Genomic DNA, 26726 nt, shown 5'->3' with positions numbered 1-26726 from the left:
AGCGGCGCGGTGGCGGCGGCGGAGGAGGAATTGGGGGCAGGCGCGACGCTGGATGGGTTGGTGCGGCTGGCGCTGCGCAAGGTTACGCGGTAACAAGAGATGAGGAGCTGACCATGCAATTATCTGCTGTGCTGACGCCTGCCGAAGAGGGTGGGTATATCGCCCACAATCCCGAGACGATGACGACGACCGATGGTGAGACGATCGAGGAAGCGCTGGCGAACCTTAAAGAAGCGGTCGAACTCTATCTCGAAGACGCACCTTTGCGTGTCCGGGGCAACATTCTTCTCAGTACGATCACCGTAAACGACAATGCCCCGGCTGCCGCGGCTTAGCAGTCGCGAGGCGATCCGAGCGTTGGAGCGGCTTGGTTTCGTCCGGGTGCGTCAGAAGGGCAGTCACATCGTTCTCAAACGCGGATCGCTGACGTGTATCGTGCCGGAGCGGCGCGAACTTAAGCTTGGTACTTTGTCGGGCATTCTGGATCAGGCCGATCTCACCGTCGACGAGCTGCTGGATGCGATGAAGTGATCGCCCCACAAGTGGAGCATCTTTTGTCAGCTTGCCCGTTTCTTGCGGAGCATCTCAACCCAGACGATTGCGACCTGCCGACTGTCGTTTTTGGTGCCGCAGCAAGAACCCTAACGATGCGCACGCTGCCCCCTGAGGAAGAGGACCGGGTGTTCGATTATTTCAATGCGCTTGCTCAAAATGGCGAGCCAAACGACTTGCAGGTGTTCGGCACCGGCGCGATTGAATTGCTCAACGATGACCCGGCCTCGCAGCGTCTCGCACGCTGCAAACTCATGGGTGCCGCGCTGCAAATGTTAGAGGATTTTCGGGTTTCGTGGGGCCAGCCGGATTATGGGGCAGGATGATCACCGATAACCCCCTTCTCACCCCCTCGCGCACCCCCGAGGATGTCGACGCCGCGCTCCGCCCGAAATCGCTCGACGATTTCGTCGGGCAGAAGGCGGCGCGGGAGAATCTGCGCATCTTCATCGCCGCCGCCAAGGCGCGCGGCGATGCGCTCGATCATGTCCTGTTCTTCGGCCCGCCCGGGCTCGGCAAGACGACGCTCGCGCAGATCGTCGCGCGCGAAATGGGGGTGGGGTTTCGCGCGACCTCGGGCCCGGTCATCGCCAAGTCGGGCGATCTGGCGGCGCTCCTCACCAATCTCGAAGATGGCGATGTCCTCTTCATCGACGAGATTCACCGTCTGCAACCCGCCGTCGAGGAAGTGCTCTACCCCGCGATGGAGGATCGCGCGCTCGATCTGATGATCGGCGAGGGGCCGTCGGCGCGCTCGGTGCGGATCGATTTGCCGCGCTTCACGCTCGTCGGCGCGACGACGCGGCAGGGGTTGCTCACCACCCCCTTGCGCGATCGTTTCGGCATCCCGGTGCGGCTGACCTTCTACACGGTCGAGGAGCTGACCAGCGTGGTGACGCGCGCCGCCGGGCTGCTCGGCCTCGCCATCTCGCCCGAGGGGGCCGCAGAAGTCGCGCGGCGTTCGCGCGGCACGCCGCGGATTGCCGGACGGCTGCTGCGCCGGGTGCGCGATTTCGCGCATGCCGCCGGGCATGATCTGGTTGACGCGCATGCCGCCGACTCAGCGCTCAACCGGCTCGAAGTCGATGGCCTCGGCCTCGATGCGATGGACCGGCGCTATCTGATGATGGTCGCCGATATCTATCGCGGCGGCCCGGTCGGCGTGGAAACGCTCGCGGCGGGCTTGAGCGAACCGCGCGACACCGTCGAGGAAGTGATCGAGCCCTATCTCATCCAATTGGGGCTGATCGCGCGCACGGCGCGCGGGCGCTGCCTCAATGCGGGCGGGTGGAAGCATCTCGGGCTCAACCCGCCTGCGGGAAGCCAGGACGGGCTGTTCGATCCATAACCCAAAAGCAAATCTTGTGCGTCGCACGATAGCCAAGAGCGACTACAATCTGTTAGCCCCCCGCAATGCCGTCCGCCGCCGCCTCCGCCCGTGAAATCCTGCGCCGTCTCCATGACGTGATGGCGTCGCGTACGACGCCGCAAGCCAAGCTCAATGCCGTGGTCGGCATCGTCGGCGAAGCGATGGTGAGCGAGGTCTGCTCGATCTATCTGCTGCGCGAAGGGCTGCTTGAACTGTATGCGACGCGGGGCCTCGCGCAGGAGGCGGTCCACGTCACCAAGCTTGCCTTGGGAGAGGGGCTGGTCGGTACGATCGCCGAACAGGTCGAGACGTTAAACCTCGACGAAGCCGCGTCGCATCCCGATTTCGCGTACAAGCCCGAAACCGGCGAGGACCGCTTCCACAGCTTTGCCGGCGTGCCGATCATCCGGCGCGAACAGGCAGTCGGCGTGCTGTGCGTGCAGCATGTCGAGAGCCGCAAATATGACGATGTCGAGATCGAGGCGCTGCAGACCGTCGCGATGGTGCTGAGCGAGCTGATCGCCAATGCCGAGCTGGTCGATGCGAGCGGGGCGACGACCGTGCGCCCGCAATCGACCGCACCGATGCGGATCGCCGGACTGAGGCTCGTCGAAGGCATGGCGAGCGGCTATGCCGTGTTCCACCAGCCGCGCGTCCATGTCGAACATACCGTCGCCGAGGATACCGAGGCCGAGCGCCACCGCGTCTATGCCGCGTTCGACAAGATGCGCGAACAGATCGAGCGGATCGCCGCGCAAGCCGAATTCGGCGTCGGCGGCGAGCATGAAGAGGTGCTCGAGACCTACAAGATGTTCGCCTATGACGAGGGCTGGAGCCGCCGCATCAACGAGGCGATCGACAGTGGCCTGACCGCCGAGGCGGCGATCGAGCGCGTACAGCAACGCACGCGGATGCGGATGCGGCAGATCGCCGATCCCTTGCTTGCCGACCGGATGCACGATCTGGAGGATCTGTCGAACCGGCTATTGCGCACCGTCTCGGGCCAGATGGGTACGGCGGCGCAGATGGGGCTGCGGCAGGACACGATCCTGATCGCGCGCAATCTCGGGCCGGCCGAACTGCTCGAATATGATCGGCGGCGGCTGAAGGGCGTGCTGCTCGAAGAAGGCTCGCTCACCGCGCATGTCACGATCGTCGCGCGCGCGATGGGCGTGCCGGTGCTCGGCCGGGTGCGCGACGTGCGGCGGCTGATCGGCGAGGGCGATCTGCTGTTGCTCGACGTGACCGCCGGCAATGTCTTCGCGCGGCCCTCGACCGCGATGGAGGAAGCGTTCGAAACCGCGCTCGACCTTCGCCAGAAACGCAAGGCGGTGTTCGCTGCGCTCAAGAGCGTGGCACCGGTGACGCTGGACGGGCACCGCGTGACGGTGATGGTCAATGCCGGACTTCGCGACGACGTGGCCGCGCTCGACGTGACCGGCGCCGACGGGATCGGGCTGTTCCGCACCGAATTCCAGTTTCTCGTTTCGGCCACGCTGCCGTCGCGTGAGCGTCAGCAGCGGCTCTACAAGGATGTGCTCGATGCCGCGGGCGATCGCCCGGTCATCTTCCGCACCGTTGATATCGGCGGCGACAAGGCGCTGCCTTATCTCAACAAAGAGGATGCCGACGAAGAGAATCCGGCAATGGGCTGGCGCGCGATCCGGCTCGCGCTCGAACGCGGCGGGTTGATGAAGGTGCAGGCACGCGCTTTGCTTGAGGCAGCGGCCGGGCGGACGCTCAGCGTCATGTTCCCGATGGTGAGCGAGCCGTGGGAATTCGACGAAGCGCGCGCTTTGTTTGAAGCACAGCGCGAATGGCTGATCGGGCGCGGCAAAAAGTTACCGAACGACATCCGCTATGGGGCGATGCTCGAAGTTCCGGCGCTGGCCGAACAGCTCGATCTGTTGCTGCCCAATATTTCTTTCCTGTCGGTCGGCACCAACGATTTGACGCAATTCCTGTTCGCCGCCGACCGCGCCAATCCCAAGCTCGCCGAGCGTTACGATTGGTTGAGCGCGGCGATCCTGCGGTTTCTGGCAAAACTGGTCGAACCGACGCGTGCGGCGGGGGTGCAACTCACGGTGTGCGGGGAAATGGGCGGGCGTCCGCTTGAGGCGATGGCGTTGATTGGCCTCGGGATCGAACGGCTGTCGATTACGCCCGCCGCCGTCGGGCCGATCAAGGCGATGCTCCGCTCGCTCGATCGCGCTGCGCTCACGGCGCACATGGCCGAACTGCTCAAAGCCCCACCGCGCGACATGCGCGGCGCGCTTGGCGCCTGGGCGAGCGAAAACCATGTCGAACTGGCGTGATCACAGGGCAGATCACGCCACGGGCCGTTGACTTGTCGTCGTCGCTTTGTGAGACACGCGGGCAGGGCAGGACGAGCATTGGGCCGCACCCATCCTGTCGGAGAGACTGATGACCGACCCGAATCCGCCCGAAGAAGCGACCCTGTTTCCAAAAACTGCGGGGGAAAAGCTGCGCGAAGCGCGTGAGGCGCAAGGGTTATCGCTGGCCGAAATCGCCGCGCGCACGCGCGTGCCGGTGCGGCAGCTTGAGGCGATCGAGGTCGGCAATTATGCGGCGCTGCCCTCGATCACCTATTCGGTCGGGTTCGCCAAGGCCTATGCCCGCGCGGTCGACCTCGACGAGGTCGCGATCGCGCGCGAAGTGCGCGGCGCGAGCGATCAGCCCGGCGCCGTCCGCCGCACCGAATATGAAGCGTATGAGATTGACGAACCGTCGCGCGTGCCGACACGCGGGCTGGCGATCGGCGCACTGATCGTCGCCGTGCTGCTGCTGGTCGGCATTGGCCTGTTCTACGGCACCGCGCTGTTTCGCGGCGAGGAAAGTGCCCCGGTGCCCGTCGTCGAGAATAAGATTGAAGCGGCTCCCGCGCCTGCGACCGTCGCGACACCCAGCGTCCCGACCGGCGCGGTCGTGCTGACCGCGACCGATGAAGTCTGGCTCAAAGTCTATGACGCCGCGGGCAAGACGCTGTTCCTCGGCACGTTGAAGGCGGGGGAGGTCTATGCCGTCCCGGCCGATGCGACCGCACCGCTGATCAATGTCGGACGGCCCGACAAATTGCAGATCACCGTCGGCGGCACCCCCGTCGCGCCGCTGGGCGATGGCCGGGTTGCGATCAAGGATGTGGCGATCGATGCCGCGTCGCTGACGGCGCGCGCCGCGCCGACGGCGGCAGCGACTCAGCCGATTGTGCCCGCCGTTGCGCCGTCGACCGCGCCGACCGCGAGCCCATCCCGGCCGACCGCGCGCGCCACGCCGCGTGCCAGCCGCGCGATCCCGTCGGGGTCGGCACCGCTCAACATCGCGGCGCCCGTCCCGGTGGCATCCGAACCTGTCGCGCCGGCGCCGGGCTCGACGCCGACACCGTGAAGGCTGGCGACATCGTGCGTAATTCCGCTATGCTCAAGACTTTACCGCACCGGGGGGTGTATCATGCGTAACCTTGCACTGTCCGTCATCCTGTTAACCGGAGCCACGCTGAGCGCGCCGGCGGCGCACGCCCAAAGCGGGCAGCGCGGCGCGATCGAGGGGCGGGTCGATCGGCTCGAGGGGGAGATGCGCGCGGTTCAGCGCAAGGTGTTCCCCGGCGGCAGCGGGCAATACGTCCAGCCCGACAATCAGCCGGCCAATCCCGAAACCATCCTGCCCGGATCGCCGACCAGCCCGGTCGCCGACCTGACGATGCGAGTCGATTCGCTTGAGACGCAGTTACGCGGGATGATCGCACAGATCGAGGCTAACCAGCACAAGGTGCAATTGCTCGATGCGCGGATCAAGGCGCTGGAGGCGAGCGCCGCGGCGGCCCCGGCCCCTTCGCCTGCGCCGATCGATGCGGGGCCGATCGAGCGCCCGCTTCCGTCGAAGCCGCCGATCGACAAGCCCGTCATTGCCAAGCCGATTCCGCCAAAGGCGCCTGCCGCCGCGACGCCGAAGCCCGTCGGTGTGACCGACCCGACGCGCAGTGCCACGCTTGCTGCGGTCGAGCGGCCCGCCACGGGTGATGTCGCGGAGGACACGTATCTCTACGGCTATCGCTTGTGGGCCGCGAAACTCTATCCCGAGGCGGAGGCGCAATTCACCGCGGTCACCACCAAATATCCGACGCACAAGCGCGCGAGCTATGCGCAGAATCTGCTTGGGCGGTCCTATCTGGAAGAGGGCAAGCCGTCGCTCGCCAGCCTCGCATTCTACGACAATTACAAGAAATGGCCCGATGGCGATCGCGCACCCGAGAGCCTCTATTATCTGGCGCAGGCGCTGGTGAAGCTCGGCAAGCCACCCGCGCAAGTCTGCAAGGTCTATACCGAACTGACGCGCAGCTATGGTGCGAAGGTCGAAGCCGATCCGCGGATGAAGGCGGGCGTCGCCAAGGGCCGTGCGGATTCGAGCTGTTCGTGAGATGAGCGCGCTCGACCGGATCTCGGTCGAGCGCTTTCGCGACGATTTCGAGGCTGCGCAGGGTCGGCCGGTCGCGCGCGATGAGCGCGTGGCGCTGGCGGTGTCGGGCGGACCCGACAGTATGGCGATGCTCGCCCTCGCGCACGCGGCTTTTCCGGGACAGGTTGTGGCCGCGACGGTCGATCATCGCTTGCGCGTTGCATCGGCGACAGAGGCGGAGATGGTTGCTGCGTGGTGCGATGCTGCTGGCGTCGCGCACATGATTCTGACCGTCGAGGACGCGATCGGCGCCGTCGCAGTCCAGGCGCGAGCGCGCGAGCGGCGCTATGCGTTATTGCTGCGTTGGGCGGTCGAAAGCGGTGCCAAATGCCTCGCCACCGCGCACCATGCCGATGACCAGGCCGAAACCTTCTTGATGCGCGCGGCGCGGGGATCGGGCGTGGCGGGGCTCGCCGGTATCCGCGCTTTGCAGACGCGGGAGGTGTCGAGGCCGGTTGGTGACTCGGGCACGGTCTTCGATGTCTGGAATGTCGCCGTGGTGCGACCGCTGCTGCATTGGCGCGTCGCGGAGCTGCGCGCGCTCGCGGTCGCGCAGGGGCTGCCGTTCGTCGATGATCCGAGCAACGCCGACGATCATTACGATCGCACCCGCTTCCGCGCGCTGTTGCGAACGACGCCGTGGCTCGATCCGGCGCAGATCGCCAAGTCGGCAGCCTTTGCCGCTGAAGCGGATTCGACGCTGCGCGAGATCGAAGCATGGCTGTGGCGGACGCGGAAGGTCGTACCGGTCGGGGTCGACGATCCCGATTTCCAGAGCTGGCTCGATATCGCTGATTTGCCGCGTGAGCTGAAACGCCGGATGTGCCGCTCGGCGATCAGCTTGGTCCGCACGGTCAACGGCATCGTCCGTCCGGCCTTTGACGATTCGACCAATATCGAGTCGCTGCTCGACGCGCTCGAAGCGGGGCGCAGCGCCACGCAGGCCGGGATCATGGTTTCGGTAAAGGGTAATGTGTGGCGATTCGCGGAAGAACCGCCGCGTCGCTCTGTGTGATCGACGAAATGCGGCGCTGTTCCATTGCCATTAATCGCGCTGTGCTTATCTTGGTGCCTCGAGAAAGGTACGTTTCCGTATGAACGACAACGACAAGCAGCCAGGCCCCGACAATAATGGAGCGAATCCCTGGATGAAATCGCTGCTCATCTGGGTCGGCATCCTCGTGGCGCTGGCGCTGTTCGTGACGTTGATCGACAACCGTTCGGCCAGCCCCGGGTCGACGGCGATCGCCTATTCGGCGTTCCTCGACCGGGTCGAGCAGGGCGGGGTCAAGGACGTCAACATCGCGGGCGACGTCGTCACCGGTACGTTCACCGATGCCTCCAAGTTCCGTACCTACGCCCCGCAGGATCCGCGCCTGACCGATCGTCTGCGCGAAAAGGGCGTGATGATCAGTGCAAAGCCTGAGGAAGGCGCGCCGATCTGGCAGGTGCTGCTGGTCAATTCGCTGCCCTTCTTCCTGTTCCTCGGCCTCGGCTATTTCGTGCTGCGCCAGATGCAGAAGAATACCGGATCGGGCGCGATGGGCTTTGGCAAATCTCGCGCGAAAATGCTGACGCAGAAGGAAGGTCGCGTGACGTTCGATGATGTCGCGGGCATCGACGAAGCGCGCGAGGAATTGCAGGAGATCGTCGAGTTCCTGAAGGACCCGACCAAGTTCGCGCGGCTCGGCGGCAAGATTCCGAAGGGCGCGCTGCTCGTCGGGTCGCCCGGCACCGGCAAGACCCTGCTCGCGCGCGCGATTGCCGGTGAGGCGGGCGTGCCGTTCTTCACCATTTCGGGGTCGGACTTTGTCGAAATGTTCGTCGGCGTCGGCGCGAGCCGCGTGCGCGACATGTTCGAACAGGCCAAGAAGTCGGCACCGTGTATCGTCTTTATCGACGAAATCGACGCGGTCGGTCGCCATCGTGGCGCCGGGCTCGGCAATGGCAATGACGAGCGCGAACAGACGCTCAATCAGTTGCTGGTCGAGATGGACGGGTTTGAGGCCTCCGAGGGCATCATTATCGTCGCGGCGACCAACCGCCCCGACGTGCTCGATCCCGCTTTGCTGCGGCCGGGTCGCTTCGATCGCCGCGTGACGGTGCCGCTGCCCGATATCGAGGGCCGCGTGAAGATCCTGCAAGTCCATATGAAGAAGGTGCCGCTCGCGCCCGACGTCGATCCGCGCGTGCTGGCGCGCGGTACGCCGGGCATGTCGGGTGCCGATCTTGCCAACCTCGTCAACGAAGCGGCGCTGATGGCGGCGCGGCTCGGCAAGCGGCTGGTCGCGATGGCGCAGTTCGAAACCGCCAAGGACCGCGTGATCATGGGCACCGAATGGCGCTCGCTGGTGATGACGCCCGAGGAAAAGCGCATGACCGCCTATCATGAGGCGGGTCACGCTTTGGTTCGCGTGCATGAGCCAGCGTCGGATCCGATCCACAAGGCGACGATCATCCCGCGCGGCGGAGCGCTCGGTATGGTCGTGTCGATGCCCGAGCGTGACAATTATTCGTACCACCGTGACAAGATGTATGCCGATCTCGCCACCGTCATGGGCGGCCGTGTCGCCGAGGAATTGATCTTCGGCTATGACAAGGTCTCTTCGGGTGCGTCCGGCGACATCAAGCAAGCGACCAAGCTGGCGCGCGCGATGGTGTCGCAATGGGGCATGTCCGATGCGCTCGGCCCGTTGCAATATGAAGAGCAGCAGGGCGAGACCTTCCTTGGCTATTCGCAGACGCAGCGGCAGAACATGTCGAACGAAACCGCGCTGATGATCGACAGCGAGATCCGCAAGCTGGTCGATGGCGGTCTGACGCGGGCACGTGAAGTGCTGACCGAACATATCGATCAGTTGCACCGCATTGCTGGCGCCTTGCTCGAATATGAGACGCTGACCGGCGACGAAATCAAGCGGCTGGCGTTTGAAGGCGATATCGGGCGCGACGATCCCGATGCGGCGACCCCGGCGGTGCCGGGCGCGGGGACGTCGATCCCCAAGACACGTCGTCCCAAGGGCGGCGGTCCGTTCGGCACTCCGGCACCCGCCGGCGCCTGATCGGCGGAAGGGTATCGAAAAGGCCGCGTTCGATGTTGATCGGGCGCGGCTTTTTCTTGAGGGTGCGGCAGGTAGCGCGGTTCAGTTTTGGTTCACGCGCCGATCTGGCAAATGCGACAGTTTTTTCGGGGAGGTGATGATGCGGCTTGGTTTGCGGAGTGTGGTGCTGGCGTTCGCCCTGTTGCCGGTCGCGGCGCAGGCGATGACGGTCGAGGCCTTTCTCGCCAAGGCCGATGCGTTAAAAGCCAAGGGGCTGTTCGCGGTCGGGTCGTCCGATATCACGCTGCTGCGGCAGGAAATCATGACCGCATCGGATGCCTATCGCGCTCGGCTCGCGGCGGACGCGGCCGCCGGACGCAAGCCGACGAGCTGCCCGCCGCCGAAGGGCACGGCCAAGATCGGCAGCAATGATATCCTCGCGGAATTCAAGGCATTGCCGCCCGCAAAGCGCAATATCAGCGTCCAGACCGCGTTTTCCGCGATGATGGAGCGGCGCTACCCGTGCAAGTGACGCTCACGCGCCCGAAATGATTCCCAGCACGAGAATGAAGAACAGCAGCGCCGCGATCGTCGCGGCATTGATCAGTACGAAAGTCCGCCACAACGCCCCGAAGCGCGACAGGCGGTAGGCCCCTTTCAGCTGCCGATACATGTGGAAGGGCGGCCCGAGCACGAAGATCGTCGCGATCATCCCGCCGGGCAAGCCGATCGCGCTGGCGATCGCCAGTACGGTTGCGCCGACCGTCATCGCCGACAGCGAATAGATCGCGAAGATCGCATGATCGTACGGCCCGACATCGCGCCGGAAGGCGAACAGGATCCAGATGAAGGGGAGCGAGATCGGCACCAGCGCCCAGCTCAATTTGTAGGCGCTCGACTGCAATTTGTAGAGGAACAGCTTGGGTTCCTTGGCCGCATGCTCGATCCGTTTGTCGAGCGACGCGCTACCGGTATGGACCGATCCCGACGCAATGACCGGTGCCAGATTGCCTTCAGTCAGGTCTTTGGCGGAGTTCAGGCCTTTGACCTCGTTACGCACCGCTTCGAGCTGATCGTCGACTTGGCCGGTATCGGCACCCTTGGCCAGCAACGCACTGCGTTCGGTCGCGAGCAGCTTTTCGCGTAGCTGCGCCTTGCCGAGTTGCGATCGCAATTCGACCGGGGTCATGCTCGCGCCCGCGCGTTCGCTCTTGCCGTTGCCGCCGATCGGTCCGCCGACGGTCTCCAGCGTCGCGACCATCAGAAAGACCGAGAACAGGAACAAAGCGAGCGGTGAGACGAAGCGCGCGCGCTCGCCTGCGATATAGCGCCGCGTCAGCTCGCCCGGGCGAGTGAACAGCATCGGCAAGGTGCGCCAGATCTTGCCTTCGAAATGGAACACGCCGTGCAGCAGATCGTGCCCGATCGAAGCGAGCGTGCGGTGGACATGGCCGGCCTGGCCGCAAGCGTAACAAAACTCGCCGCGCAGCGTGGTTCCGCAATTAAGACACAGGTCTTGCGCGTGGTGGCTATGCACCGCCTCGCCCGCATGCGGCTCGACCGCGCGACCGATCAAGGCCCCCGTGGCGATATCGCCGGCTGCTGCCATTTCCCCCGACATGGCGAGCAACATATCACCGGCTGCGGCAGAAGCGATAGTTTTTGCCGCACCGCACGCTCCCGTGATACCGCGCTCGCGATGACCGACGCCGTCGCCCTGATCGCCGAGTTTACGACGCGCGCCCGCGGCGCTGCGCGGGTCTTGGCGACCTTGCCGACCGCGACCAAGGCGTCTGCACTGCGCTCCGCCGCCGCTGCGCTGCGCGATGCCACCCCAACGATCCTGGCGGCCAACGCCATCGACATGGCCCAGGCGTCCGTGGCCGGGCTGTCGGGGGCGATGCTCGAGCGCCTTCGGCTCGATGCCGGGCGTGTCGCGGCGATGGCCGATGGGGTCGCGGCGGTCGCGGCGCTCGCTGATCCGGTCGGCGCGGTGATCGACGAAACCGTCCGTCCCAACGGCTTGCGCCTGCGCCGCGTGCGCGTGCCGATCGGCGTGCTCGGCATTATTTATGAGAGCCGCCCCAACGTCACTGCCGATGCCGCAGCGCTCGGGGTGATGGCGGGCAATGCCGTGATCCTGCGCGGCGGGTCCGAAGCGATCGAGAGCAACCGCGCGATCCACGCGGCGATCGTGTCGGGCTTGGTCGCGGCCGGCGTGCCGGCCGATGCGGCGCAGTGGGTGCCGATCAGCGATCGCGCGGCGGTTGGCGCGATGCTCGCCGCGGACGGATCAGATGGAGCGGGCGCGATCGACTTGATCGTACCGCGCGGTGGAAAGGGCCTGGTTGCGCGCGTTCAGACCGAGGCGCGCGTGCCGGTGCTGGCGCATCTCGACGGGATCAACCATGTCTATGTCGATGGATCGGCCGATCCGGCGATGGCGGCGGCGATCGTGATCGACGCCAAATTGCGTCGGACCGGCGTGTGCGGTTCGATGGAGACGCTGTTGATCGACCGCGCCTTTGCGGATCCGAAGGCGTTGGTCGACCGGCTCGTCGCGGCGGGGTGCGAGGTGCGCGTCGGGCCGGGGCTGTCCGATGCGCTGCCGCAAGCGACGGACGCGGATTGGGACACCGAATATCTCGATGCGATCGCCAGCGCTGCGCTGGTCGACGGCGTCGATGGCGCGATTGCCCATATCGCGCGGCACGGATCGCACCACACCGACGCGATCGTCGCGGCAGACGAAGCGGTGGCGCACCGTTTCCTGGCGCAGGTCGACAGCGCGATCGTGCTGTGGAATGCCTCGACCCAATTCGCCGATGGCGGCGAGTTCGGGCTGGGCGCCGAAATCGGCATCGCCACTGGCCGCCTCCACGCGCGCGGGCCCGTCGCGCTTGAGGGGCTGACGACGTACAAATGGGTTGGCTACGGGACGGGGCAGGTGCGGGGTTGATGGGCGCGGGGCGAAAGATTAGTCTGTCGTCATGAATGATCCAATGTCTGTCTCGCGGTCGGTCACCGCAGAACTCGATGCCGAGACGGGTGCTTTGCTCGATCGTATGGCCGAGTCGCTTGGGATCAGTCCTGCGGCCTACGCTGCAGGTGCGATCCGCCGTGTCGTGGAGAGCGAAGCTGAGCTCGCCGCTTTTGCCCAGGTCGGGATCGACGAGCTCGACCGCGGCGAGTTTATTCCGCACGATGTCGTGATGGCCGAACTCGATGCCATGATCGCCAAGCACGAGGCGCGATGCCGCGCCTGATCTGGTCGCCAAGAGCGGGTCTGGATTTGGCCGACATCGACGCATATTTGTCCGATCGTGATCCGGCTGCGGCCGCGGGCATCCTACGCGCGATTCAGTCAGCGGCTTTGCGCTTGTCGGATTATCCCAGGCTGGGTTGGTCGCTCGACCAACCGTTTCGCGTGATCAGCGTGCGCAAGACCCCTGATCTGATCCTGTACCGCTTGCGGGAAGGTGTGGTTGAAATCGTGCGCGTTCGACATGCGCGAGAAGACTGGTCCGGCGCAATCGAAGCGAAGCTTTGACCCGCATCGGCATCCTTGGCGGGTCGTTCAACCCGGCGCATGGCGGGCACCGTGCGATCAGTCTCGCGGCCCTCGATGCGCTCGCGCTCGATGAAGTCTGGTGGCTGGTCTCGCCCGGCAATCCGCTCAAGGAGCGGAGCGGTGACATGGCCCCGTTCGCCGCGCGCTTCGCCTCGGCGGTGCGAGTCGCGCGGCATGCGCCGATCCGGGCGAGCGCGATCGAACAGCGGCTCGGCACGCGCTACACGGTCGACACGCTCACCAAATTGCGCCGGCTCTACCCCAAAAAGCAGTTCATCTGGCTGATGGGATCGGACAATCTGGCGCAGTTCGACCAGTGGAAAGGGTGGCGGCGAATCGCGCGTGAGGTTCCGATTGCGGTTATCGCGCGTCCGGGGTATGAGCGGATGGCTCGCGCGGCTCCCGCGATGGGTTGGTTGCGGCGCGCAGTTCGGCCCGCATACCAGGCGAAGAACTGGACGCAGTGGAGATTGCCGGCACTCGTGCTGTTGCGCTTCCGCCCCGACCCGCGCTCCGCGACACAGCTTCGTGCTGCCGATCCCGCCTGGCAGCGGCATTTCCTGCCAGCCGCTCCGTCTTCACCTTCAGAATAGGAATCATCTTGGCCTCATCTTCTCCTGCGTATCGCGCGTCCGAACCCGATGAGGTCGAGGCGCTCCATCGGCTGGTACTCGCGTCGCTCGACGACGATCAGGCGGTCGACACGATTTCGATCCCGCTGGCGGGCAAATCGAGCATCGCCGATTACATGGTGATCGCTAGCGGTCGCTCGACTCGGCAAGTCGCCTCGATGGCGCAGAAACTCGCCGAGAAGATCAAGGCCGAGTTCGGCCGTCCTTCCCGGATCGAAGGCTTGCCGACGGCGGATTGGGTCTTGCTCGATGCCGGCGACGTGATCGTCCATCTGTTCCGGCCCGAAGTGCGCAGCTTCTACAATCTCGAACGGATGTGGGCGTTCGGCGATGCGCCGACGCCGCCGGTCGTGCCGGTGCTCGAGGACTAGCGTTTCCCGAACGCGCTTCCCCGGCGAAGGCCGGGGCCCAGCAGTGCGCGGTCAAGTAGTGCGCGCAGCGCTTCGTTACCGAAGCCGTCGCGACTGGGCCCCGGCCTTCGCCGGGGAAGCGTGGGGCAGGGTCCCTGCGTAACGGAGGTGGGGATGCTCCTGCATATCGTCGCGCGCGGGCGGATCGGGCGCGGGCCCGAGGCGGAACTGGTCGAGCGCTACGTCAAGCGACTGTCCTGGCCGTATAAGTTGACCGAATTGCCCGACACCGGCGGCAAGATGCCGGCGGTCGAACCGGGCTGCCGCATCGTCATGCTCGATGAAACGGGCCAAGTCCTGCCCTCGCGCGATTTTGCTGGGTGCCTTGAGAAATGGCGCGATGCGGGCGTGCGCGAGGCGCGCTTCCTGATCGGCGCGGCCGACGGGTTTGACGATGCGCAGCGAAGTGCTGCGGATCTGTTGCTCAGTTTCGGGCGTGCCACCTGGCCGCATTTGCTGGCGCGCGCGATGCTCGCCGAACAATTGTGGCGCGCGACGAGCATCCTTGCCAACCATCCGTATCACCGCGAAGGGTGAGCCATGCGGGGGCGGCTCTTTCTCTTGGCGATGGCGATCGGCGCGGCCGGCGCGGGCGTTGCACTCGCGCAAGCGCCCGACGATCAGCACGCGCGCCTGGCCGAGGCGAAGGCGCAATCCGAGGCTGCAGCGGCCCGCTCGGCAAATCTCGAACGGCAAGCCGCCGCCGAACGCGATCAGGCGCAGCAAGCGCGCGCGCAGGAAGCCGCCGTCGCCGCGCGCATCCAGCAGGCCGAGGCCGATATCGCCGCCGGACAGGCGCGCGTCGCGATCATCGAACGCTTGCTTGGCGAACAGCGCGCGCGGCTGGCCGCGAAGCAGGCGCCGGTCGTGCGGTTGATGGCGGCGCTGCAATCGCTGGCGCGCCGCCCGGCGATCATCAGCGTGGTCCAGCCCGGATCGGTCGACGATCTGGTCCATGTCCGCGCGGTCCTCGCTAACACGATGCCCGTGATCCGCGCGCGCACCGCCGATGTCCGCGCCGATCTCGCGCGCACCCGCGCGCTCCAGATCCAAGCCAGCGTCGCGACGACAGCGCTCGCCGAGAGCCGCACCCGGCTCGAGGCGCAGCGGCTCGCGCTGACGCGGCTCGAGGCGGAGCATCGCTTGCGCTCGCGCGCGCTCGGGCGCGATGCCTTGTTCGAATCGGACCGCGCGATCGCGCTCGGCGAAAAGGCGCGCGATATCGTCGATCTGATGGGGACGATCGGCAATCAGGCCGCGACGCGCGAGGCGCTCGAATCGCTCCCTGGCCCGTTGCCGCGTCCGCCGCGGCCGGGCGAAAGCGTCGCGCCGATCGACCGCGTCGCCTGGTCGCATGCCGCGCCGCCGTACCGGCTGCCGGTGCAAGGCAAGATCGTCACCGGTCTCGGCGAAGTGTCCGATGCCGGCGTGCGCTCGCGCGGGATCACGATCACGCCCGCCGCTGGCGCCGAAATCGTTGCCCCCGCCGCCGGGCGGATCGCGTTCGCCGGGCCGTTCCGCGCTTATGGCAGCATCGTCATTATCGACCATGGTGGTGGCTGGACGTCGCTGCTCTCGGGGCTCGGCAGCGTTTCGACGCGGATCGGCGACACCGTCGCGCAGGGCGCGCCGATCGGCCAGGCTGGCGGCGGGGCGAACCCGCGCGTCACGGTCGAGCTCAGGCGGCGCGACCGTGCGATCGATTTGACCGCGTTGGTCGGATGAGTCACGCGCGGTTCATCCCGCCTGCGCTTTGATCCGCCGACAAATCCCGCTACAGTCCGCCCAACACCCCTGCTGTCACGAGTATCCGACGATGTCGCGCTTCACCACCTCGCTGCTCCAGGCATCCGCGATCGCTGCGGTGCTCGCGATCGTTCCCGTGGGTACGAGCGCGATGGCGGCGGTCGATACCGGCACGTACCGTGAAATGTCGGTGTTCCTCGACGTGTTCAATCGGGTGAAGGCCGAATATGTCGACAAGGTCGACGACAAGGTGCTGGTCAAGGGTGCGATCGAGGGGATGCTCGCCGCGCTCGATCCGCACAGCGCCTATGAGACCGGGCTCGATTACCAAAATCTGCGGATCCAGACGCTCGGCAGCTATGGCGGCCTTGGCCTGACCGTCACGATGGAAGATGGCGCGGTCAAGGTCATCGCGCCGCAGGAGGATTCGCCGGGGTGGCGCGCCGGGATCAAGTCGGGCGATTACATCACGCATATCAACGGCAAGCTGATCTTCGGACAGACGCTCGACGAGGCGATCGGCGCGATGCGCGGCGAGCCGGGCACGCGGATCGCGCTCACCTTGCTTCGCCCCGGTCGGCCCAAGCCGATCGAAGTGGCGCTGGTGCGCGAGAAGATCGTGCAGAAGCCGGTCAAATGGAGCGTCAAGGACGGCGTCGGCATCATCAACATCAACGCTTTTTCGGAACATACCGGCGAAGCGGTGACGGCGGCGATCAGGGGCATCCAGAAGCAGCTCGGTCACGATCCGCTCGGCTATATCGTCGATCTGCGCGACAATGGCGGCGGCTTGCGCGATGAATCGATTGCGGTCGCCGATAACTTCCTCTCCGGCGGCGAAATCGTCTCGCAGCGCGGGCGCGACAAGGCCGATATCGAGCCATTCTACGCCGAATCCTATGTGAAGGGCGATCTGGCGCACGGCTTGCCGATCATCGTGCTGACCAATGCGGGGACTGCATCGGCGTCGGAAATCGTCGCGGGCGCGCTGCAGGATCATCACCGCGCGCTGGTGATGGGCGAGCGGTCGTTCGGCAAGGGATCGGTGCAGACCGTCATTGATCTGGGCGACAATGCCGCGCTGCGGTTGACCACGTCACGTTATTATACGCCGTCGGGTCGATCGGTGCAGGAAGGCGGGATCGAACCCGATATCGCCGTCCCGCAAATCTCCGACCCCGATTACAAGTCGCGCCCGGTGTTCCGCGAGGACGATCTGCGCCGCCATTTGATCAATGAGGTCAAGGCCGACAATGCCGCGATCGAGGAAGACGGCAAGCCCGACCCGCGCTTCGCGGCCACGGCCGATGCGCTCAAAGCCAAGGGCGTGGACGATTTCCAGCTGAGCTATGCGCTCAAGACGATCGGTCGCCTGTCGGGCGCGCCGCAAGCGGTCGCGGCGAAGTAGCGTGCGCGATCGGTTCGATACGGCGCGGTTGCTGGCGCTGGGCGTGCCGCTCGCGCTGCTCGGTGGCGCGCTGATCTCGCAATATGTCGGGCATCTCTATCCGTGCGAATTGTGCTGGTATCAACGCTACCCGCACATCGCCGCGCTTGCGCTGGCGGCGCTTGCGTTTGTCGTGCCAGGACGTCCGGCGCGCGGAGCCTTGGTTGCGCTCGCGGCGCTCGCGATTCTGCTCAGCGGCGCGATCGGCGTGTTCCATGCCGGGGTCGAATATCATTGGTGGCAGGGCTTCACCGAATGCACCTCGACCCTGTCGGGACCGGTCACGCTCGACAGCATCATGAACGCGCCGATCGTGCGCTGCGATGTCGCGCAGTGGCGTTTGTTCGGAATTTCGCTCGCCGGGTTCAACGCGCTCTTTTCGATCGGCGGTGCCATCGCCATCTTTGGGGTGATGCAAGGGCAGACTCAGGGAAAGCGCGTATGAGTGGATGGAAGCCGGGGGATGCCAAGCGGCTGACCGATTCGATGGTGCGGGTCGATCAAGCGGGCGAATATGGCGCGACGCGGATCTATGCCGGGCAGTTGGCGGTGCTGGGCGATCGCAGCCCGGCCGCGCGCGCGATTGCGGGCATGGCCAATCAGGAAGCGCGCCACCGCCAGTTCTTCGATGCGATGATGGCGCGGCGCGGCGTGCGCCCGACGCTGCTGCAACCGATCTGGAATGTCGCCGGTTTCGCGCTCGGTGCGGTGACGGCAGCGTTCGGGCCTGAGGCGGCGATGGCGTGTACCGCTGCGGTCGAGACCGAGATCGACAAGCATTATGCCGAACAGCTCGTTGTGCTAGGCGATAGCGACCCCGAACTGTCGGATGCGATCCGCGATTTTCAGGCCGAGGAGGTCGAGCATCGCGAAACCGCGCTGGCGGCAGGGGCGGAAAACACGCCGGGCTATCTGGTGTTGAGCGGCCTGATCCGCCTTGGGTGCAAGGTCGCGATCGCGACCGCGAAACGGATTTGACGGGAGACGGGATCATGAAAAGCCTGACGACAAAGACCGTAACGGCAGCGGCAGCGACGATGCTGGCCTTTGGCGCGCTGACCGCAGCGCCCGCCGTCGCGCAGGGCGTCACCGCGCCACCGCTGATCATCTATGGCACCCAGAAATGCCCGACCGACGCCGACGGCAATGAAATCGTCGTGTGCGTGAAGCGCCCGCCCGGTGAACAATTCCGCATCCCCAAGGAATTGCGCGATTTGAAGGTGACGCCGGAAAATGAAAGCTGGGCGGCCAAGGCTGAAGCCAATGATCGTGTCGGGCAAGACGGCATCGGTAGCTGCTCCAATGTTGGCGCAGGTGGCGCGACGGGCTGTTTCGTTCAGGCCGGCCGCGCGTACAAAAAGCAGAAACAGGAAAACAAGGCCGATCAGCGCGCGGTCGACGCGGCGATCGTTCCCTGATCCGATCGGCTGAGGGGGCAGCATGGCGACACTTGCAGGACAAACGCGGCCGACGGCGGCCAGAGCGCTGGCACCCGATAGCTATGAACGCTTTCTGGCGATCGCCGCTGGCCTTTTGTTCGTGACGATTGTGGTCGCGCTCGCCAAGGGCCAGTCGCAATGGGTCTATCTGCCGGCGGTTGTTTGGGGGCATCTCGTCACGGTGATGACCGCGCTCGCGTTGACGCCGATCATGCTGCTGCGCCCGCGGGGAGACCCGACGCATCGGTTGCTCGGCCGGGTCTGGGTCGCGGCGATGTTCCTGACCGCCACCGAATCGTTCTTCGTGCGCTTCAGCAACCATGGCAATTTCAGCTTCATCCATCTCATCTCGGCCTATGTCGTCATCGTCACCCCCTTGCTGTGGTGGAGCGCGCGCACGCACCGGATCGCCGCCCACCGCCGCCATGTCCGCGGGATGGTGACGGGGGCTTTGCTGATCGCGGGCTTCTTTACCTTGCCTTTCGGGCGCTTGCTCGGCTGGTGGTTGTTCGCCTGACCGGATGACCAAGCAGGACGGGATTGTTCGCGGGCCGCATGGCGTCGCTTTGCTGTTATTCGCATTGGTATGGCTGTCGTGCGTCTGGTTCGGCTCGTTCGAGCTCAACCCCAACAATGCGACGCGGCTGTTCGGCGCGCTGTCGCTGGTCGAACGCGGTGAGGCGACGATCGATCGCTATCAGACGCTGACGATCGACAAGGCGCAGTTCACCCATGAATCGGTCACGCATTACTATATGGACAAGGCCCCCGGCGTGACGCTGATGGCGGCACCCGTGGTGTGGGCGACCAATTGGGTCACGGGCGGCAATTCCTATGATCAAGTGATCGACATCACCAACCCGAAGCTGGCCGATTTCCTGCGCTTGCGCCTCGCGCTCGCCGTGGCGTTCGGCGCGGCGTTGCTGACGGCGTTTGCGGCGGTATTGCTGTTCGATCTCGGCACCGGAATCACGGGTAGCCCGGCGGCAGGGCTGTTCGCCGCCTTGGGATATGCGCTGGGGTCGGTCGTGTGGGGCTGGTCGACCACCTTGTTCGGCCACGCGCCCGTCGCGGCGCTGCTGCTGATCGCGACCTGGGCGATCTGGCGCGGCACGTCGGGAGATCGCGAGATCGCGCGCTGGCGCTATCCGCTGATGGCGGGCGGGGCGCTTGGCTGGGCGGTGGCGATCGAATTTCCCTCGGCTCTGGGCGGCATCGCGATCGGGCTATGGGCGCTGTGGCGTAGCCGCGAGGCGGCATGGCCAGTGCGGCGGCGGCTGTATCTGATCGCGGTCGGCACGGCGCTGGTCGCGGTGCTGCCGCTCGCCGCCTATAACCAGTTCGCGTTCGGGACACCGTTCATGACGGGGTATCAGGGCGTGGTCGGCTTTGGCGGGATGAATGAGGGGCTGTTCGGCCTGACCTACCCCAAGCCCTATGTGCTGTGGGAAATCCTGTTCGGCACGCGGCGCGGGCTGCTGTGGGTGGCACCCGTGCTGATGCTCGGCGCGCTCGGCGTGTCGCGGATGATCCGCGCCCCCGCGACGCGCGATCTGGGGGTGCTGGCGCTGTCGGTCATTCTGATCGTGCTCGCGGTCAACGCGTCTTACGCCTATTGGGACGGCGGCGCGTCCGTAGGCCCGCGCCATTCGGTGCCGGCGATCCCGTTCCTGGCGCTCGGTCTGGCGCCGTTCTGGGCGTCACTCCGGGGGATGGGGGCGAAGGTTGCGGCGGCGGCTTTGCTCGGCGCGTCGATGCTGCTCAATTTAGTGGTGGCCGCGACCGACATCTTCGCGCCCGAGACGATGGTCACCCCGGTATGGACGCGCAATTTCGTCGGACTGTTCGCGCACGCCAAGCTCAATACGCTGCCCAATCTCTATTGGGGTTGGCAGCCATGGTGGGGCTTTGCGCTCTATCTCGACATCGCGCTGCCGCTGTTGGGACTGATGCTGTGGTGGACGCGGCGGGCCGATCGCGCCCGCTCAGAATAGCCGCCCGCCATTGGGTACCGATCGGTTCGGTTCGATCAGCACGACCTCGCCCGCCGCATCGGGAAAACCGAGCGTCAGCACTTCGGACATCATTTTCCCGATCTGGCGCGGTGGAAAATTGACGACCGCGGCGACCTGCCGCCCGGGCAATTCCGTGATCGTATAGTGCGCGGTGATCTGCGCCGACGATGTCTTGATGCCGATCACCGCGCCGAAATCGATCAGCAGGCGATATGCGGGCTTGCGCGCTTCGGGAAAGGGCAGGGCCTCGATGATCGTGCCGACGCGGATATCGACCTTCAGGAAATCGTCGAAGCCGATAAGTGGGGCTGCCTCGGCGGCGGGGTCATGCGTCGCGTGCATCGGCCCACTCCTTCAAAAATCGACATCGTCATAATGTTTGGGGGGCACGATGCCCTCCATCCGTTCCGACAATAAGGGACGGAAGCTCGGACGGCTCTTGAACCCGCGATACCATTTCGCGGTCTGTTCGTGATGCTTCCAGTCGATCCCACCGAGATAATCCGCGACCGAAATCTGCGCGGCGGCGGCCAGATCGGCGAGGCTCATCGTCGCGCCCGCCATCCAATTATGCCGGTCGAGCAGGAAATCGGTATATTCGAGATGGCGCACCGCCGCCTTCATCGCTGCGCGCAGCTTGTTCGAATCGGGCGGCGCCTTGGTGACGATCCGCTTCTCCATCCGTTCGTGCAACAAGGGGGCGACGATATCGGCAAAGAATTGCGTGTCGAACCACGCGACCAGCCGCCGGATTTCCGCGCGGTTGACCGCGGTGCCGCTGATCATCGCGGTCTTGTCGACGGTTTCCTCAAGATATTCGCAAATCGCCATCGAATCCATCAGCCGCAGCCCGCGCGCGGCGTCGGTCATCACCGGCACTTGCCCCGCCGGGTTCATGTCGAGGAATTCGTCGCGCTGCTCCCACGGATATTCGCGCACGAGTTCGCACCCCACCCCCTTTTCGCCGAGCAAAAGGCGGACTTTGCGCGAAAAGGGACAGAGCGCGAATTGATGGAGTTGCCACATTGCGCGACGTTAGCCCCGTCGGACACCGGACGGAAGACGCGGTGACGCGCCTTCGCCGATTATCCGCGCGTGGGCGCTCACTCCGCCGCGATTTGCTCCAGCTGATCGTCGAGCGGATGGGAAAGCCGCGTCAGCATTTCCTTTGGCACCACTTGCCAGAAATGCTCGACCACACGGCCCCAATCGTCGAGCAATGCACCCGACCATTTCGAATCGGTTGCTGCGTGATGCGCGCGGACCAGCCCAAGCAAGGTCGCTTCCCAATGCAGCGAGGACAGCCGGTTCCACGTGATGTTCTCCGGGTTCGCGCGGCGCGGGAAGCGGCCTTCGGGATCGTAGACGAACGCCATCCCCCCGGTCATGCCTGCGCCGAAATTCGCGCCGACCGTGCCGAGCACGACCGCGATGCCGCCGGTCATATATTCGCACCCGTTCGCACCGCAGCCTTCAACCACCACGCTCGCGCCCGAATTGCGCACTGCAAAGCGTTCGCCGGCCTGGCCAGCGGCATAAAGGCTGCCCGAGGTCGCGCCGTAGAGCACGGTGTTGCCGATGATCGTATTGTCCTGGCTCGCGAGCGGCGAGGACACGACCGGGCGCACCGCGATGATCCCGCCGGACAGGCCCTTGCCAACATAGTCATTGGCGTCGCCGAACACTTCGAGCGTAATGCCCTTGCACAGGAACGCGCCGAGCGATTGCCCCGCCGAGCCACGCAGCCGGACATGGACGTGCCCGTCGGCGAGCGCCGACATGCCGAAGGTCCGGGTGATCTCGCTCGACAGCCGCGTGCCGACCGCGCGATGCGTGTTGCGCACCGAATAGGTCAGCTGCATCTTCTCGCGCCGGCTGAACACGGCAGCGGCATCCTTGAGGATTTGCGCATCGAGGCTGTCGGGGACTTCATTGCGCCGTCCGGTCAGGCTGAAGCGGCGCTGATCGTCGGGCGCGTCGACCTTGGCGAGGATCGGGTTCAAATCGAGATCGTCGAGATGTTCCGCGCCGCGGCTGACCTGGCGGAGCAATTCGGTGCGGCCGATCACTTCGTCGAGGCTGCGGAAACCGAGTCGGGCGAGGATGTCGCGGACTTCCTCGGCGATGAAGGTCATCAGATTGATGACCTTTTCAGGCGACCCGCTGAATTTCGCGCGGAGCTTCTCGTCCTGCGTGCAGACGCCGACCGGGCACGTGTTCGAATGGCATTGCCGCACCATGATGCAGCCCATCGCGACGAGACTGAGCGTGCCGATGCCGAATTCCTCCGCGCCCAGGATCGCGGCGATGACGATGTCGCGCCCGGTCTTGAGTCCGCCATCGGTGCGCAGCTTGATCCGCCCGCGAAGCCCATTGAGCGTCAGTGTCTGGTTGACCTCGCTCAGCCCCATTTCCCATGGCGTTCCGGCATATTTGATGCTGGTCTGCGGGGAAGCGCCGGTGCCGCCGACATGGCCAGCAATAAGGATCACATCGGCATGCGCCTTGGCGACGCCCGCCGCGACGGTGCCGATCCCGGCGGAGGAGACGAGCTTCACGCACACCCGCGCGACGGGATTGATCTGCTTCAAATCGTAAATGAGCTGCGCCAGATCCTCGATCGAATAAATGTCGTGGTGCGGCGGTGGCGAGATGAGCGTCACCCCCGGCGTTGCGTGGCGCAATTTTGCGATGAATTCGGTCACCTTGAAGCCGGGCAATTGCCCGCCCTCGCCGGGCTTGGCCCCTTGTGCGACCTTGATCTCGATCTCGTCGCAGGCGTTGAGATATTCCGCCGTCACGCCGAAGCGCCCGCTGGCGATCTGCTTGACCGCCGAATTGGCATTGTCGCCATTGGGATAGGGGTGATAGCGCGCGCTGTCTTCGCCGCCTTCGCCCGATACGGCTTTTGCGCCGATCCGGTTCATCGCGATGGCGAGCGTCTCGTGCGCTTCGGGGCTGAGCGCGCCCAACGACATGCCCGGCGTCACGAAGCGCTTGCGGATCTCGGTGATCGCCTCGACCTGATCGACCGCGACGCCCTCCGCCGGGAAATTGAACTGTAGCAAATCGCGCAGATAGACCGGCGGCAGGCTTTCCACCCCGCGCGAGAATTGCAGATAGGTCGAGTACGAATCGGTCGCGACCGCATTTTGCAGCAAGTGCATCAATTGCGCCGAGTAAGCGTGCGTCTCGCCGGTGTGGCGCTGGCGATAGAAGCCGCCGATCGGCAGCGTCGCAACGGCCTCGTCAAACGCCTTGTCGTGGCGCAGCTGCGCGTTGAGGTGGAGCGAGGCATAGCCTTCGCCCGAAATCTTCGCGGGCATGCCGGGGAACAGATCGTTGACCAACGCCCGGCTCAAACCGACCGCCTCGAAATTATAGCCGCCGCGATACGACGAGATCACCGCGATCCCCATTTTCGAAATGATCTTGAGCAGCCCCTCTTCGACCGCGGTGCGGTGTCGCGCGAGACACTGGTCGAGCGTGAGATCGCCGAACAAGCCGCGCGCGTGGCGGTCGGCGATCGACGCCTCGGCCAGATAGGCATGGACCGTCGTCGCGCCGACGCCGATCAGCACCGCATAATAATGCGTGTCGAGGCATTCGGCGGTCTGGATGTTGATGCTGGCGTAAGAACGCAAGCCCATCCGCACGAGATGCGTATGCACCGCCGCCGCCGCGAGCACACCGGCAATGCCGATCCGGTCGGGGCCGATCGTGCGGTCGGTCAGGAACAATTCGGTCCGGCCCTCGCGTACTGCGGTCACCGCTTCGGCCCTGATCCGCGCGATCGCGGCGCGCAGCGTTTCCGCGCCGCCGCCGGCCTCAAAGGTGCAGTCGATTTCGGCCGCCTGCGCGCCGAAATGCGTCTTCAACCGCGCCCAGTCGGTTCCATCGAGCACGGGCGATTCGAGCACGAGCACGCCATCGCGCCGGTCCTCGGTATCGAGGATATTGGCGAGATTGCCGAACCGCGTGCGGAGCGACATGACATGGCGTTCGCGCAACGGGTCGATCGGCGGGTTGGTGACCTGGCTGAAATTTTGCCGGAAGAATTGGCTGATGAGGCGCGGCTTGTCGGAAATGACCGCGAGCGGGGTATCGTCGCCCATCGATCCGATCGCTTCCTTGGCCCCCTCGACCATGGGCGACAGGATCAGCTCCATATCCTCCATGGTTTGCCCGGCGGCGACTTGGCGGCGGATCAGCTCGGCGCGATCGTACCGCGCGATCACCGCATCCTTTGGCATCGGCAAATCGGCAATCGTCGTGAACGCGCCGATCATCGCGGCATAATCGGCTTCGCCTGCGATTCGGTCCTTCACCGCGCGGTCGTGGAGCAATTCGCCCTTGTCGAGGTCGACCGCGATCATTTCGCCCGGGCCCAAGCGGCCCTTTTCGATGATCGTCGATTCAGGAACGACGACCATCCCGCTTTCGGACCCGACGATCAGCAAACCGTCGATCGTGCGGACGTAGCGCAAGGGGCGCAGCGCATTGCGGTCCATGCCGGCGACGGCCCAGCGGCCATCGGTCATGGCGAGCGCGGCGGGGCCGTCCCACGGCTCCATCACCGAGGCGAGATATTGGTACATGGCGAGATGCTCGGGCGGCATGTCGCTATTGGGCGCCATCGCTTCGGGCACGAGCATCAGCTTGGCGGTGGGCGCATCGCGGCCCGAGCGGCAAATCGCCTCGAACACGCAATCGAGTGCTGCGGTGTCGGACGCACCCGCCGGGATCACCGGCTTGATGTCCTCGCTATGCTCGCCGAACGACAGGCTCGCCATCTTGATCTCGTGGCTGAGCATCCAGTTTTTATTGCCGCGGATCGTGTTGATCTCGCCATTGTGCGCGAGGCAGCGGAACGGCTGCGCCAGCCACCATTGCGGGAAAGTGTTGGTCGAATAGCGCTGATGAAAGATTGCGACGCGGCTTTCGAAGCGCATGTCGCACAGATCGGGATAGAAGACCGACAGGCTTTCGGCGAGGAACAGGCCCTTATAGATGATCGACACGCACGACAGGCTGCAGACGTAGAAACCCTGGATCTGCGCTTCGATAACGCGCTTCTCGATCCGGCGGCGGACGAGATAGAGGTTCTTCTCGAATTCGGCGGCGCTGGCCTCGTCGGGCAGGGGGCCGGCGATCATGATTTGCTCGATCTCGGGGCGCGTGGCGAGGCCCTTTTGCCCGATCACCGAGACATCGACCGGCACTTGCCGCCAGCCATAGATCGTATAGCCCTCGTCGATGATCACGCTCTCGATGATCGTGCGGCACGCTTCCTGCGCGCCAAGATCGGTGCGCGGCAGGAAGATCATCCCGACCGCGAGCCGGTTGGGCAGCGGCTTGTGGCCCGAGGCGGCAATTGCATCGTCGAAGAATTTGAGCGGGAGATCGATGTGGAGGCCAGCACCGTCACCGGTCTTGCCATCGGCGTCGACCGCACCGCGGTGCCACACGGCTTTCAGCGCATCGATCGCCGACTGCACGACGCGGCGCGACGGCGTGCCATCGGTCGCGGCGACGAGCCCGACGCCGCAGGCATCGCCCTCGAATTCGGGGCGGTACATGCCGTGTTCGGCGAGGCGCGCGCGTTCGGAGTCAGGAATGCTTGGCATTTTTTTGACTTTCATCTCGCTCGAAGATTGGTTTCACCTCGGCAAGCAACGTTTCGACCTCGTCCTTCACACGCGCCTGCGCACGTGCAGCGACGCCAGATTGCCAAGCTGCGACACCTGGATCACCCAAGATCGCCAGGCTTTGCTGCTGATACTTCTGACCGGTGGGCGCCGACGGAGCGCCCCCGGTCTGCGCGGCGACAGGCGCCGCGAGGATTAGGCTGGCGGCAAGAACGATCCGCTTCATGCCGCCTTCCTCCCCGCGCTCGCCGTCGCCTTCAGATATTTGTGCATGCTCGCCGCCACGTCGCGCCCGTCGCGGATCGCCCACACCACGAGGCTCGCGCCACGCACGATGTCGCCCGCCGCGAACACGCCGTCGAGGCTGGTCATCAGCGTCTTGT

Annotated in this window: 28 protein-coding genes and 2 pseudogenes; 24 read left to right on the top strand and 6 right to left on the bottom strand. The window is 65.3% G+C overall.

All coding sequences use genetic code 11. The features are described from left to right. The 11 genes and pseudogenes from ABWP09_RS05800 to ABWP09_RS05750 all read left to right on the top strand — a co-directional run. Positions 1-93: pseudogene (locus ABWP09_RS05800) on the top strand (Holliday junction branch migration protein RuvA); the annotation flags it as partial. Positions 94-113: 20 nt separating this feature from the next. Continuing rightward, the gene (locus ABWP09_RS05795) at positions 114-335 is read left to right on the top strand and encodes a type II toxin-antitoxin system HicB family antitoxin (RefSeq protein WP_353204198.1); all 222 of its coding nucleotides are present in this window, start codon (positions 114-116) and stop codon (positions 333-335) included. Continuing rightward, entirely contained in the window at positions 313-531 is a 219-nt protein-coding gene (locus ABWP09_RS05790; RefSeq protein ID WP_353204197.1) for a type II toxin-antitoxin system HicA family toxin, read from the top strand. The genes ABWP09_RS05795 and ABWP09_RS05790 overlap by 23 nt, the downstream gene beginning before the upstream one ends. Then, positions 528-878: a hypothetical protein gene (locus ABWP09_RS05785; protein WP_353204196.1), complete on the top strand. Its 351-nt coding sequence runs from the start codon at positions 528-530 to the stop codon at positions 876-878. Before ABWP09_RS05790 ends, ABWP09_RS05785 begins: the two co-directional genes overlap by 4 nt. Then, positions 875-1900, top strand: coding sequence for a Holliday junction branch migration DNA helicase RuvB (ruvB, locus tag ABWP09_RS05780; RefSeq protein ID WP_353204195.1), 1026 nt, complete (start codon positions 875-877; stop codon positions 1898-1900). Before ABWP09_RS05785 ends, ruvB begins: the two co-directional genes overlap by 4 nt. 65 nt (positions 1901-1965) lie before the next feature. Continuing rightward, positions 1966-4236 (top strand): phosphoenolpyruvate--protein phosphotransferase, encoded by a 2271-nt coding sequence (ptsP, locus tag ABWP09_RS05775; protein WP_353204194.1) that lies wholly within the window; start codon positions 1966-1968, stop codon positions 4234-4236. A 109-nt stretch (positions 4237-4345) separates the two neighbouring features. Next, positions 4346-5326, top strand: a complete 981-nt coding sequence (locus ABWP09_RS05770) for a helix-turn-helix domain-containing protein (RefSeq protein WP_353204193.1) — start codon at positions 4346-4348, stop codon at positions 5324-5326. A gap of 63 nt (positions 5327-5389) precedes the next feature. After that, positions 5390-6355, top strand: a complete 966-nt coding sequence (locus tag ABWP09_RS05765) for a tetratricopeptide repeat protein (RefSeq protein WP_353204192.1) — start codon at positions 5390-5392, stop codon at positions 6353-6355. A 1-nt stretch (position 6356) separates the two neighbouring features. Further along, positions 6357-7409: a tRNA lysidine(34) synthetase TilS gene (gene tilS, locus ABWP09_RS05760; RefSeq protein ID WP_353204191.1), complete on the top strand. Its 1053-nt coding sequence runs from the start codon at positions 6357-6359 to the stop codon at positions 7407-7409. A 79-nt stretch (positions 7410-7488) separates the two neighbouring features. Further along, positions 7489-9456: an ATP-dependent zinc metalloprotease FtsH gene (gene ftsH / locus ABWP09_RS05755; RefSeq protein ID WP_353204190.1), complete on the top strand. Its 1968-nt coding sequence runs from the start codon at positions 7489-7491 to the stop codon at positions 9454-9456. A gap of 139 nt (positions 9457-9595) precedes the next feature. Beyond that, entirely contained in the window at positions 9596-9967 is a 372-nt protein-coding gene (locus ABWP09_RS05750; RefSeq protein ID WP_353204189.1) for a hypothetical protein, read from the top strand. Positions 9968-9970: 3 nt separating this feature from the next. Here ABWP09_RS05750 and ABWP09_RS05745 read toward each other — a convergent pair whose 3' ends face one another. After that, positions 9971-11044 (bottom strand): DUF3667 domain-containing protein, encoded by a 1074-nt coding sequence (locus ABWP09_RS05745; RefSeq protein WP_353204188.1) that lies wholly within the window; start codon positions 11042-11044, stop codon positions 9971-9973. Between the two features lie 90 nt (positions 11045-11134). On the opposite strand from ABWP09_RS05745, the gene ABWP09_RS05740 reads away from it, so the two are divergent. The 13 genes from ABWP09_RS05740 to ABWP09_RS05680 all read left to right on the top strand — a co-directional run bounded on the left by ABWP09_RS05740 (position 11135) and on the right by ABWP09_RS05680 (position 20674). Next, positions 11135-12394, top strand: a complete 1260-nt coding sequence (locus tag ABWP09_RS05740) for a glutamate-5-semialdehyde dehydrogenase (protein ID WP_353204187.1) — start codon at positions 11135-11137, stop codon at positions 12392-12394. 106 nt (positions 12395-12500) lie between these two features. Continuing rightward, positions 12501-12701 carry a hypothetical protein gene (locus ABWP09_RS05735; RefSeq protein WP_353204186.1) on the top strand — a complete coding sequence of 67 codons (201 nt, stop codon included), beginning with the start codon at positions 12501-12503 and terminating at the stop codon, positions 12699-12701. Beyond that, positions 12689-12985, top strand: a complete 297-nt coding sequence (locus tag ABWP09_RS05730; protein WP_353204185.1) for a type II toxin-antitoxin system RelE/ParE family toxin — start codon at positions 12689-12691, stop codon at positions 12983-12985. Before ABWP09_RS05735 ends, ABWP09_RS05730 begins: the two co-directional genes overlap by 13 nt. Next, complete coding sequence (locus ABWP09_RS05725; RefSeq protein WP_353204184.1) at positions 12982-13599, top strand: nicotinate-nucleotide adenylyltransferase; 618 nt, start codon at positions 12982-12984, stop codon at positions 13597-13599. The genes ABWP09_RS05730 and ABWP09_RS05725 overlap by 4 nt, the downstream gene beginning before the upstream one ends. An 8-nt stretch (positions 13600-13607) precedes the next feature. Continuing rightward, complete coding sequence (rsfS, locus tag ABWP09_RS05720) at positions 13608-14009, top strand: ribosome silencing factor (protein ID WP_353204183.1); 402 nt, start codon at positions 13608-13610, stop codon at positions 14007-14009. 153 nt (positions 14010-14162) lie between these two features. Continuing rightward, a complete protein-coding gene (locus ABWP09_RS05715) occupies positions 14163-14585 on the top strand; it encodes a 23S rRNA (pseudouridine(1915)-N(3))-methyltransferase RlmH (protein ID WP_353204182.1) in 423 nt (140 codons plus the stop codon). A 3-nt stretch (positions 14586-14588) separates the two neighbouring features. Further along, positions 14589-15773 (top strand): murein hydrolase activator EnvC family protein, encoded by a 1185-nt coding sequence (locus ABWP09_RS05710; protein WP_353204181.1) that lies wholly within the window; start codon positions 14589-14591, stop codon positions 15771-15773. A gap of 91 nt (positions 15774-15864) precedes the next feature. Next, positions 15865-17202 (top strand): S41 family peptidase, encoded by a 1338-nt coding sequence (locus tag ABWP09_RS05705; protein WP_353204180.1) that lies wholly within the window; start codon positions 15865-15867, stop codon positions 17200-17202. Between the two features lies 1 nt (position 17203). Continuing rightward, a complete protein-coding gene (locus tag ABWP09_RS05700) occupies positions 17204-17686 on the top strand; it encodes a disulfide bond formation protein B (protein WP_353204179.1) in 483 nt (160 codons plus the stop codon). Further along, positions 17683-18219 carry a demethoxyubiquinone hydroxylase family protein gene (locus tag ABWP09_RS05695; protein WP_353204178.1) on the top strand — a complete coding sequence of 179 codons (537 nt, stop codon included), beginning with the start codon at positions 17683-17685 and terminating at the stop codon, positions 18217-18219. Before ABWP09_RS05700 ends, ABWP09_RS05695 begins: the two co-directional genes overlap by 4 nt. Positions 18220-18233: 14 nt before the next feature. Further along, positions 18234-18659 (top strand): hypothetical protein, encoded by a 426-nt coding sequence (locus ABWP09_RS05690; RefSeq protein WP_353204177.1) that lies wholly within the window; start codon positions 18234-18236, stop codon positions 18657-18659. A 22-nt stretch (positions 18660-18681) separates the two neighbouring features. Next, a complete protein-coding gene (locus tag ABWP09_RS05685; protein ID WP_353204176.1) occupies positions 18682-19197 on the top strand; it encodes a DUF2306 domain-containing protein in 516 nt (171 codons plus the stop codon). Between the two features lie 4 nt (positions 19198-19201). Next, positions 19202-20674, top strand: coding sequence for a glycosyltransferase family protein (locus tag ABWP09_RS05680; protein WP_353204175.1), 1473 nt, complete (start codon positions 19202-19204; stop codon positions 20672-20674). Here the strand turns inward: ABWP09_RS05680 and ABWP09_RS05675 are convergent. The 5 genes and pseudogenes from ABWP09_RS05675 to ABWP09_RS05655 all read right to left on the bottom strand — a co-directional run. Beyond that, entirely contained in the window at positions 20666-21037 is a 372-nt protein-coding gene (locus tag ABWP09_RS05675) for a tRNA-binding protein (protein WP_353204174.1), read from the bottom strand. The genes ABWP09_RS05680 and ABWP09_RS05675 overlap by 9 nt on opposite strands. Positions 21038-21049: 12 nt before the next feature. Beyond that, positions 21050-21721, bottom strand: coding sequence for a glutathione S-transferase family protein (locus ABWP09_RS05670; RefSeq protein ID WP_353204173.1), 672 nt, complete (start codon positions 21719-21721; stop codon positions 21050-21052). Between the two features lie 77 nt (positions 21722-21798). Then, complete coding sequence (gene gltB, locus ABWP09_RS05665; protein ID WP_353204172.1) at positions 21799-26322, bottom strand: glutamate synthase large subunit; 4524 nt, start codon at positions 26320-26322, stop codon at positions 21799-21801. Further along, positions 26306-26569 (bottom strand): hypothetical protein, encoded by a 264-nt coding sequence (locus tag ABWP09_RS05660; protein ID WP_353204171.1) that lies wholly within the window; start codon positions 26567-26569, stop codon positions 26306-26308. Before ABWP09_RS05660 ends, gltB begins: the two co-directional genes overlap by 17 nt. Further along, positions 26566-26726: pseudogene (locus tag ABWP09_RS05655) on the bottom strand (NAD(P)-dependent oxidoreductase); the annotation flags it as partial. The pseudogene ABWP09_RS05655 and the gene ABWP09_RS05660, both read right to left, overlap by 4 nt.

This window comes from Sphingomonas sp. (assembly GCF_040398505.1).
GTDB lineage: Bacteria > Pseudomonadota > Alphaproteobacteria > Sphingomonadales > Sphingomonadaceae > Sphingomonas.
Note: the sequence above shows the minus strand (reverse complement) of the source record. Positions and strands in the feature narration are given on the sequence as shown.

Bases quoted from the DNA above. Each gene is read 5' to 3' on its own strand.
- ABWP09_RS05710 (WP_353204181.1), top strand. From the start codon at position 14,589: ATGCGGGGGCGGCTCTTTCTCTTGGCGATGGCGATCGGCGCGGCCGGC.
- tilS (WP_353204191.1), top strand. From the start codon at position 6,357: ATGAGCGCGCTCGACCGGATCTCGGTCGAGCGCTTTCGCGACGATTTC.
- ABWP09_RS05690 (WP_353204177.1), top strand. From the start codon at position 18,234: ATGAAAAGCCTGACGACAAAGACCGTAACGGCAGCGGCAGCGACGATG.
- ABWP09_RS05795 (WP_353204198.1), top strand. From the start codon at position 114: ATGCAATTATCTGCTGTGCTGACGCCTGCCGAAGAGGGTGGGTATATC.
- ABWP09_RS05705 (WP_353204180.1), top strand. From the start codon at position 15,865: ATGTCGCGCTTCACCACCTCGCTGCTCCAGGCATCCGCGATCGCTGCG.
- ABWP09_RS05750 (WP_353204189.1), top strand. From the start codon at position 9,596: ATGCGGCTTGGTTTGCGGAGTGTGGTGCTGGCGTTCGCCCTGTTGCCG.
- ABWP09_RS05745 (WP_353204188.1), bottom strand. From the start codon at position 11,044: ATGGCAGCAGCCGGCGATATCGCCACGGGGGCCTTGATCGGTCGCGCG.
- ABWP09_RS05740 (WP_353204187.1), top strand. From the start codon at position 11,135: ATGACCGACGCCGTCGCCCTGATCGCCGAGTTTACGACGCGCGCCCGC.
- ABWP09_RS05765 (WP_353204192.1), top strand. From the start codon at position 5,390: ATGCGTAACCTTGCACTGTCCGTCATCCTGTTAACCGGAGCCACGCTG.
- ftsH (WP_353204190.1), top strand. From the start codon at position 7,489: ATGAACGACAACGACAAGCAGCCAGGCCCCGACAATAATGGAGCGAAT.
- ABWP09_RS05735 (WP_353204186.1), top strand. From the start codon at position 12,501: ATGGCCGAGTCGCTTGGGATCAGTCCTGCGGCCTACGCTGCAGGTGCG.
- ABWP09_RS05730 (WP_353204185.1), top strand. From the start codon at position 12,689: ATGCCGCGCCTGATCTGGTCGCCAAGAGCGGGTCTGGATTTGGCCGAC.
- ABWP09_RS05715 (WP_353204182.1), top strand. From the start codon at position 14,163: ATGCTCCTGCATATCGTCGCGCGCGGGCGGATCGGGCGCGGGCCCGAG.
- ptsP (WP_353204194.1), top strand. From the start codon at position 1,966: ATGCCGTCCGCCGCCGCCTCCGCCCGTGAAATCCTGCGCCGTCTCCAT.
- ABWP09_RS05680 (WP_353204175.1), top strand. From the start codon at position 19,202: ATGACCAAGCAGGACGGGATTGTTCGCGGGCCGCATGGCGTCGCTTTG.
- ABWP09_RS05790 (WP_353204197.1), top strand. From the start codon at position 313: ATGCCCCGGCTGCCGCGGCTTAGCAGTCGCGAGGCGATCCGAGCGTTG.
- ABWP09_RS05695 (WP_353204178.1), top strand. From the start codon at position 17,683: ATGAGTGGATGGAAGCCGGGGGATGCCAAGCGGCTGACCGATTCGATG.
- ABWP09_RS05670 (WP_353204173.1), bottom strand. From the start codon at position 21,721: ATGTGGCAACTCCATCAATTCGCGCTCTGTCCCTTTTCGCGCAAAGTC.
- ABWP09_RS05685 (WP_353204176.1), top strand. From the start codon at position 18,682: ATGGCGACACTTGCAGGACAAACGCGGCCGACGGCGGCCAGAGCGCTG.
- ABWP09_RS05675 (WP_353204174.1), bottom strand. From the start codon at position 21,037: ATGCACGCGACGCATGACCCCGCCGCCGAGGCAGCCCCACTTATCGGC.
- ABWP09_RS05660 (WP_353204171.1), bottom strand. From the start codon at position 26,569: ATGAAGCGGATCGTTCTTGCCGCCAGCCTAATCCTCGCGGCGCCTGTC.
- gltB (WP_353204172.1), bottom strand. From the start codon at position 26,322: ATGCCAAGCATTCCTGACTCCGAACGCGCGCGCCTCGCCGAACACGGC.
- ruvB (WP_353204195.1), top strand. From the start codon at position 875: ATGATCACCGATAACCCCCTTCTCACCCCCTCGCGCACCCCCGAGGAT.
- ABWP09_RS05770 (WP_353204193.1), top strand. From the start codon at position 4,346: ATGACCGACCCGAATCCGCCCGAAGAAGCGACCCTGTTTCCAAAAACT.